Annotated in this window: 7 protein-coding genes; 1 reads left to right on the forward strand and 6 read right to left on the reverse strand. The window is 33.7% G+C overall.

Annotation, left to right across the window (positions count from 1 at the left end; translation table 11 throughout):
• From DN389_RS28055 to DN389_RS28070, 4 genes are all read right to left on the reverse strand, one after another.
• A partial coding sequence (locus DN389_RS28055; RefSeq protein WP_149237850.1) for a glycosyltransferase WbsX family protein occupies positions 1-1,074 on the reverse strand: 1,074 nt, incomplete at its 3' end.
• Between the two features lie 215 nt (positions 1,075-1,289).
• Positions 1,290-2,162 (reverse strand): class I SAM-dependent methyltransferase, encoded by an 873-nt coding sequence (locus DN389_RS28060; protein WP_046953676.1) that lies wholly within the window; start codon positions 2,160-2,162, stop codon positions 1,290-1,292.
• 26 nt (positions 2,163-2,188) lie between these two features.
• A complete protein-coding gene (locus DN389_RS28065) occupies positions 2,189-2,911 on the reverse strand; it encodes a class I SAM-dependent methyltransferase (RefSeq protein ID WP_046953675.1) in 723 nt (240 codons plus the stop codon).
• A gap of 205 nt (positions 2,912-3,116) precedes the next feature.
• Complete coding sequence (locus tag DN389_RS28070) at positions 3,117-3,911, reverse strand: sulfotransferase family 2 domain-containing protein (protein WP_060486338.1); 795 nt, start codon at positions 3,909-3,911, stop codon at positions 3,117-3,119.
• 270 nt (positions 3,912-4,181) lie between these two features.
• On the opposite strand from DN389_RS28070, the gene DN389_RS28075 reads away from it, so the two are divergent.
• A complete protein-coding gene (locus tag DN389_RS28075) occupies positions 4,182-5,126 on the forward strand; it encodes an NAD-dependent epimerase/dehydratase family protein (RefSeq protein ID WP_098191390.1) in 945 nt (314 codons plus the stop codon).
• A 40-nt stretch (positions 5,127-5,166) separates the two neighbouring features.
• Here the strand turns inward: DN389_RS28075 and DN389_RS28080 are convergent, their stop codons facing one another.
• Together DN389_RS28080 and DN389_RS28085 are read right to left on the reverse strand one after the other, a co-directional pair.
• On the reverse strand, positions 5,167-5,943 hold the full coding sequence (locus DN389_RS28080) for a class I SAM-dependent methyltransferase (RefSeq protein WP_098191391.1): 777 nt from the start codon (positions 5,941-5,943) through the stop codon (positions 5,167-5,169).
• A 66-nt stretch (positions 5,944-6,009) separates the two neighbouring features.
• Complete coding sequence (locus tag DN389_RS28085) at positions 6,010-7,941, reverse strand: glycosyltransferase (protein ID WP_149237851.1); 1,932 nt, start codon at positions 7,939-7,941, stop codon at positions 6,010-6,012.
• Positions 7,942-8,399: the final 458 nt, after the last annotated feature.

Genomic DNA, 8,399 nt, shown 5'->3' on the forward strand with positions numbered 1-8,399 from the left:
GAATGACTCGTCTTTTTTGTATGCTTTCATACCCCTGTTAATTGCCTGCTTAACTCCTTCTAAATAGGCGAATCCATGCCTTTTATCTGGTTCTAAGTAAGTACCTTCTGCCCATTCATTCCACGCATTAATAAATAAAAACTCGCTGTTGTAAAGAGAATAGGTACGCTGGATTTGTTTGCTTAAATATATCGTGAACTTCCTAGGAGTAGAACCTAGGAAGATGCTGCTATTTAAGTCTTTGCGGCGTGCTGTATTGTCCCAGTCAACAAAGGCACCAGGAAATGTTTTTTTCTCTGGAGGAGATCGCTTTAGTATATACATCCACACTTTATCATAATCCCAAGCGTTTATTTGTTTACCAGACTCATATATTGTCTTATTTATGTCTGAAGAGCTATCATGAGCAATTGTATAAAAAGGCTCGAATTGAATGCTAGCATCAAATCCATTTATATTAGGAAGTGGAAAGCTGTTTAATGTTTCTGCAAAGTATATACCTTTCAAACCATTTTCTTGTGCGAGTGTATTCCAATAATTAAGCATTTGTTCACAATGAGGGATATGCCCGGGACGATAAATAATGAATAGTGGTTTATCGTCTATACGGATATATCTCTCATCTTGGAAAGCTTGCAATAAATACTCAAAGTGTTCTTTCCAATCCGATAATTCTCCATAATTTTGAGGCATTAATATGTGACTATCAAGACCATCCCAAGTTTTTGTCCACGGTTCATTTGCCCAAGAAAGGCAAAATGGAAAATCTGGTTCGCCCGTCTTAAGCACCTCATTAAAGGGTGCCTCCAATAGCCTCTTCCCTTTAAACCAGTAATGGTAATAACAAAAACCATATATGCCATGTGCTTTGGCGATTTCTGCTTGCCATTTTCTTACGGATGGGGTGGTTAAGTCATAATAAAAATCTTGATAAGGTTCTCTAGGTTGGTAATGTCCTGAAAATAAAGGTCGTGCACTTTTAGTATTTGTCCATTCAGTAAACCCTTTCCCCCACCATCGGTCATTTTCTTTTATTTGATGAAACTGTGGTAAGTAAAAAGCGATTATTTTCAAGATATATCCCCCTTATGTTCTTCGTAGTTCAAGTGGTGGGAAGTTACTTTTGATTTTTCGAATCTAGTTAAAGCATGAGATATGTTATTTACTTACTGTGTTTATGCTGCATAATGAATTCTTTTGTACAGTTTGCTTGATATGGAAATCTTTGATGATTTAATATATACGGCTGAGATACAAAATGATCTTCATTATACAATGAGCGAAAAGAGTTAATCTTTTTGGAGAACAAATAGAGCTTGGGGTAACCGGTTTGTATCATCAAAAAAATCCCGTAGCTTTAAATACTTCTCATAGCGATTTTTAATATAAGTTCTAGGTATAACGGTTTCTCCATAGAAGCTACTATTTCTAACGTCTCCAGCTCCCGTAGGGCTGTGGACAAAATTGCCGCTTTCATAATCCGAGATAGCACGATTTATATCTGGAAACGCTTGAGATAAAGTTTTATGCCACCCGGTTTGAATTAATTCAGGGTGTTCCTTGAATTGTTGACAGAAATCGAGAAAATAGCGTGCTTGTGTTGTGGCGATGAAGATGCCACCTGGACGAAGAATTCTTGAAAATTCCTTTATCCAATTTTCTGCTGTTTCTTCGGATAAATGTGAGAATACAGAATAAGCGAATATGATATCTAATGAATTGTCATTAATAAATTCTACAGGAGGTTGTGGGTTGGCTGTTTTATATATCCCTCTTCCTAACGTTTCATTACAAAGAGTAATCATGAGGGGATCTACATCAATACCAAGTAAATTTTCATCGCGAACATCTTTGAAAAAGAAACGTATAATTCTTCCCCATCCGCAACCAAAGTCTAGAATTTTACGTTCTTTATTCAAGGGGACACCTAAATTTTGGGCATACGTTTTTACATGGCTATAAAACAAATATGCTTCATAAAGAGCATGTTCATAGGAAGCACCTACAAACTGTTGTTGAATTTCTTCAGGGGGGAACATAGGTACTGGGATGCCGTTTATCTTTGTTTGTGAGCAACTTTGTATAAATAGATTTAGAAGTTCAACATCAGAAAGCGGGCTAACAAGGTTATCAAAATCATTTCCTAACTTGAAGTTATTCATTTGTTAACCTCCAAATTATATAGTACCTAAAAATTATTTTCGTGTTTTTTACTAATAAAAACGTGTAGAAATTCAGCATCTAACCCCAGTGATCTATCCTTTTGTAAATAAACAATGGTATACATATTTGCATGTGTATAAATATATTCAATCATATCTTGACCCCAATCAAATGTTACTAAAGACCCGTTCTCATCAATAGGATTACCATGATAAATTGGCTCCTCAATATATTCGATTCCTTCTTTATTGATTCTTGCTCTTTGTAAAGTCTTTGTGAGTGTATGATACCAAGGGACAGTAAACACATGAGCACCGCCAGCCTTTAATACACGTTCTATTTCTTTAAAGGCTTTGTTTGGCTCCATTACATGTTCAAAGACATCTTGAGTAATGAACAAATCAAAAGATTCATTTTGGAAAGTCATATCTTCTAAGTTCTCACATCTAATTCCTTGAAAGTATTGGCCGAGAGGATAGTTTTTAAAGTATTGAGAATACGTATAGTTTTTGCAGTTTTTTATAAGTAGCTGAGTTGTAATTCCCCCAGGAGAGGATTCGTGGATATGATAGGAACCCCATTTAGGAAAAAATGTATTTAAAACATGGATTATAGCTCGCTGCCTTGGTATAGAGTGACATGTAGAACATAAGTAATGATCTCTAAGCCAATCATTATGCTCTATAAATGTAGTTTCCTTCTCACAGATAACGCAATATCCATTATTGTGCTTCAAATTACCTTCCACATGACATCACTCCTGTGTAAAAAAATGCATATGACACACACGTCAACAATCAGTGAAATCAAAGAGAGTGGGATGGAAATTAGGGAACCCACAAAAGTGAGATTGGTAGAATGGAATAATTAGCGGGAGAGAACCCCTCGCTAATTAAAGTTTCACTTTATGCTATGCGATACATTCGCTTTTATTCATTGAAGAATGTATCGACTTAAAATATCCCTTTTGTGTACGGATACATTTCAAAGTCTTGTGCATATATTTCTGTAACTAACGCCATTGTTTCTTCATCATAAAAGCTTTCATATGTTGGAAAGCGAGGGAAGGTGGCATCTGTAATGCTGAGTTCTGCATAACTTCCTGTATAAAGCATCTTATGAGCCCGATGATGATCTGAATTTGTAAGAAGCGCTAAATTGGATTTAATCAAATCGTACGTGTGTTCTATCTTAGTGATTTGTGTATTAAAATCTTCTAAAGGAATATAGTATTGGATGAAATTTTCTTCACCTGGAACGTATTGCTGACTAAAATGTATGTCCATTGCTAGGGAATTTGAACCCAATGCTCGAATGTAATATAAAAATTGTTTAAATGATACTCCACGGTTACTATATTTGTCATTATACAAATAGTGGCGGATATTTTCCCATTGAGGGCTAGCATATGGATTGTCAGCAAGTAATAAAAATGAGCTGACGGCCCTTTTGTAGGGATTCCGTACAAGTTTACAAGCATCTTTATTTGCTGTTAGAAGCCCATTTTGTAACTCTGGTATGTAGTTAGTGTTGTTTTTATACACCCAGAATTCATAGTAATGAATAAAGTCATGGTATTTCTTTGCTTCATTAAACAATCCAATTTGAAAAAAGAACCAATTAGCTAAGGCGGTACATCCGCTTCTATGGCTCCAGAATAGTATAAGTGGAAAGTCTTTATGGAAATGTGGGATTCGATCTTTATGTAGGATTACATGATTTAAAAGCTCTTGATTTACATTCTTCATACATGTAGTCCTCCTTTTTGAAATTTTTATTTATGGAGAAGGGAAGTTTTTACTAATCCAATATATTCATGGGAATGAGTAAATAGTATGAGTGTTTTTTGCGGTCAGCTTAAATAAGATAGCGATTCTAAAAGGAAAATATAAAATAAAGATAATGAAATTTTATAGGAAGCATACAATGATAAGAGGATGAATAATAGAAGTGACCAAGTTCATTTAGTTGAATTTCTAGGTGTGATAAGCAAAAATCTTATTACTAGAGAGGATATTATGAGGAAGAATAATTATTTAATAGTAGGTGGAAATAGTTTCATTGGTATTAACCTCGCATTAGGTTTATTGAAACAAGGTCAAAATGTAAAAGTATTTTCCAGACATATAAATAATTTTCCTCAAAATATTATAAGTGATGTTAAATTTATTAAAGGTGATTTAGCAAATGTTGAAGATATATATAAAGCTTTAGTGAATGTGGATGTTATTATTTATTTAGCTGCAACGTCTAATGTAGCAACTTCAATTGAAGATGTTTTCGGAGATATAAACAGTAGCTTTTTTTTTCTTAACTTCATGGAAAGTGTTAAAAATTTTCCTGTTAAAAAAATTGTATTAGCATCTTCTGGAGGCACGGTTTATGGTGAACCGGAATATTTACCTATTGATGAGGAACATCCATTAAAACCACTTTCTCCTTATGGAATAACAAAAGTATCGCTTGAAAATTACTTATACTTTTATAAGAAAAAATACGGAATTGACTATGTTGTATGTAGATATTCTAATCCATATGGAAAATATCAAAATCCTTTAAAGAAAGTTGGGGCAATAAATTGTTTTTTGTATCAGCATCTCAGTAATGAAAAGATTAATATATATGGGAATCCACAAGAGATTATTCGAGATTATATTTATATCGATGATTTAGTTGAAATCACTATACAACTATCACAATTAAATCGTTTGAAATCTTGTGTGTATAACATAGGGAGCGGCAAGGGTCTCTCTTTAAAACGAATTATAGTAGAATTGGAGAAATTAACGGAAAGAAAAGTGGACTTTACCTGCTATAAACAAAGGCAAGAAAATGTTCAAAAAATCATTTTAAATATAGATAGAGTAAGACGAGAATGTAATTGGGAACCGAAAATAGATTTCAAAAGTGGAATTAGATTAAATAAGCTATGGATTGAAGAGTTCATATATAGTAAAAAATAATAAACCATGCCCTACTTTTGTATAAGTAGAGCGTGGTTTATTATTTTATTTCTTTTTTTATTACCCAAAGGTCTTGATGATCCCACCAAAAACCTTCAGTGTATTTTTTGATGACAGGGTTATAGGGTAATAATTTAATTTTGTCACATACGTAAGAGGGACTAACGATCGTTTGCCCGTATTGATGAACATCTAAATCTAATTGTTCACTAGAAGGGAGAAACCAATAACCCTGTTTATTTAAATCTGGAAAGCTGAAGTACTTTTTACTTTGATAACCATGAGTTGTGAAAATGAGTAAGCCTTCAGGAGAAACAGCATTATACAATGTTTGAAGCCAACGAAACCAAGTTGTATCAGGCATATGAGAAAAAAAGGATAGACAAAAGACGATATCATACGTAGACGAGGCCAATTTTACTTGTTCAGGTTCAGGGTGAGATAAGATAGAAGAAGTATTTAATGCGTTTTCAATAAAAGTAATAGCCTCTTCATGTATATCACAGGTAGTTATACTTAAGTTTGTTTGTAGGTTTAATAAATGACGTGTTACGCAGCCATATCCGGATGCGAATTCTAATAATTTTATTGGAGTGTCTATAGGGGGATAAAAGGAAGTAATTAAATCTAAGAGTGTTTCTGCGGATTTTCTCCCATCTTGAAAATAATAATCTATCGCTTCTTTTTTAGATGGGAAGACTGGATTAGTGACAAGGAATTGAAAGATATGATCCTCTGGATGGATACTTGCATTTACATTGTAGTTGTGTGCAATTCGAGAAAGCAAATCTTTATTTGCTTCTATAAATTCTTTCAAAGAGTAACCCTCCTTAAATGATAGTAACGTTTTACAAGAGATACTGATGGCGAAGAAAATATATCATTAAATCTTCAAATATGCTTTAAGGTACTTTCTATATGTGTACATTTTCTTTTTTGAAATGTCGTCGATAGTAAAGGTTTCTTTAATGAAGTTCTGCATTTGTACAACTTCACTGTAATGGGAATATGAATCTTCTGTTCTCGTTACGCTATTTGTATGTCGTCTATGATAGTTTAACGGTTTTGGATTGAAATAAATGTTCCCCTCTTTAAGAATAGAAACATAGAAAAACCAATCACCAGCTACTTTAAACTTTTCTAATTGTTTTTCTGTAGTTTTTATATCTATGTTTTTAAAAACTACACTTGAGACATTAGGTATGGTGTTTTTGATAAGTAATGTATCTTGTATTTCATCTCTCCCTTTTCGAAAATAAGAACTTTTCCATTTTTCTTTATCAATATCATTTGTGTAATCTAAATAATGATTGGCTAGGATATTTCCTTGTTCATCTATTTGTTTTGATTGTGTGTAGCTTAAGGTAACATCACCATTTATATGAAACCCTTGTGTTACTTCTTCTAAAAATGTCTGATCACATAAGTCATCAGCCTCTGCAATCCAAATATAATCACCGGTTGCTGCAGAGACGCCTTTTATCCATTGTTTAAATACAGAACCAGAGTTTGTATCATTAATAATCTGCTGAACTTTTAGGTGGGGCTTATTTTCGTTTGAGAGCAGCTGTTCAAATATAGATACGCTATTGTCAGTAGAGGCATCGTCTAGGAAAATTAGTTCGTAAAGGGGATAGGTTTGGTTTAATATGGATTTAACTCGGTCAGGTAAGTGTTTTTCGTAATTATAGTTTGGTATGATTACGCTTATTTTTTTGTAATTATGATCAAGTAGGTTTAACAGTTGATAAATGTAATGAAGAAAGTTGAAATCTTTTTCAATAAGCTCTTGGCCAAAGCGTCCTTTTTGTAATCGTAAGTCTTCATCTCCAATAAATTCATATATTCTTTCCAGCACCTGCGGTAAATTTAAAAAGTCTACTAAGGCGCCAGTTTGTTCCGTAACAACATCTTCAAAACCTCCAGCGTTTTTAAACCCTATAACAGGGACTTTTGTATCTAATGCCTCTAAAACAACGTTTGGAAAAGGATCTTCTCTTGAAGTTAATAAATATAAATCAGCCCCGGCGTTATATAAACCGATATCTGGAGTGGGCTCAACTAATGTGAAATGTGCTGTATATCTTGGGGATAGCGTGTTAAAGAAATGAACATCTGTTCTCCCGACCCAGATAAAATGAATATTCGTATGAACCTTTCTTACTGAGTAAGCAATAAGTGAGAATAAATCTATCCCTTTCCGATGATCAGCAAAACCTACTCCCAAAATGATTTTGCTATCTAGAGGCAGGTTGTGTTTTTTTCGTAATTCGCTTCTAGCCTTTGCAATATTGTTCTTATAAGGATTGTGGTTAAACAAGCCTTGAGGGAGGATGTGACATTTTTGATGATCTAATTGGGTAATTGTACGGAATTTTTCATACACGTACTGTGAAGGGAAGACAATTTTGTAAGCAAACTGGGCAATGTTTCTAGCTTTCCCCTCGGCAGAGTACTGTTGTATTAAATGCGGCAATTCATGTATTAATGAAATAACTTTTATATTGTGTTTAGCTAGTAATGCAACTATATCACCACTTATGACGGTACTACATATGGCGATGGTATAATTTTGAGATAGTAACTTATTTATTAATAATTCGACTCTGTTTTCTGTTGGGTAGTCTTCCTCTAGGCAATAAACAGGACCATACTTTTGAAAATCGTGGATTAAAATGCCCGTTCCAATAGAAATAATTGCGACGGAGTAATGAAAGTTTTCTTTAAGAGCTTTAATAGTATGTAAAGAAAGCAGCTGTGCTCCGTGGAAATGGGCATCATGGGATACATAAATGATCTTCTTATTAACATGCATTTCATAACGCCTCCTAAGTTAATTAGATTTTTAGTAAATGCATGGTGTATTTATAATTCCTAGAGAGAAGTGGTAGGAGATAATTGTGAATACAGCTGGAATGTACTCGAAATAAAAAGTGCTACCTTTAATATATATTTGTTTGGCTTGCTATTCATTCTTTAGAAAGGTGTAAGTAAGAAAGTATAAACTGTCGATTATGAAAGTGATTGCACCAGTTTATTAATCTCTAGTAACGGAGTATAAATGAAGAGGGTTCAATACCCTTTAGAATTTATAAAATAAAAAGGATAAAAGGTATTGACGATTAGGATATAGAGGTGTAATATAGAACAAGTCGCCGATGCAATAACGCAGAACGCGGCAAACGAAATGAAAAACTTAGTTGACATTGAAACATGAAGATGTTAACATAAGGGAGTCGCAAATGAGCGACTAAGCAGTTCTTTGAAAACTGA

This window comes from Bacillus sp. AY3-1 (assembly GCF_008368785.1).
GTDB classification, from domain to species: domain Bacteria; phylum Bacillota; class Bacilli; order Bacillales; family Bacillaceae_G; genus Bacillus_A; species Bacillus_A wiedmannii.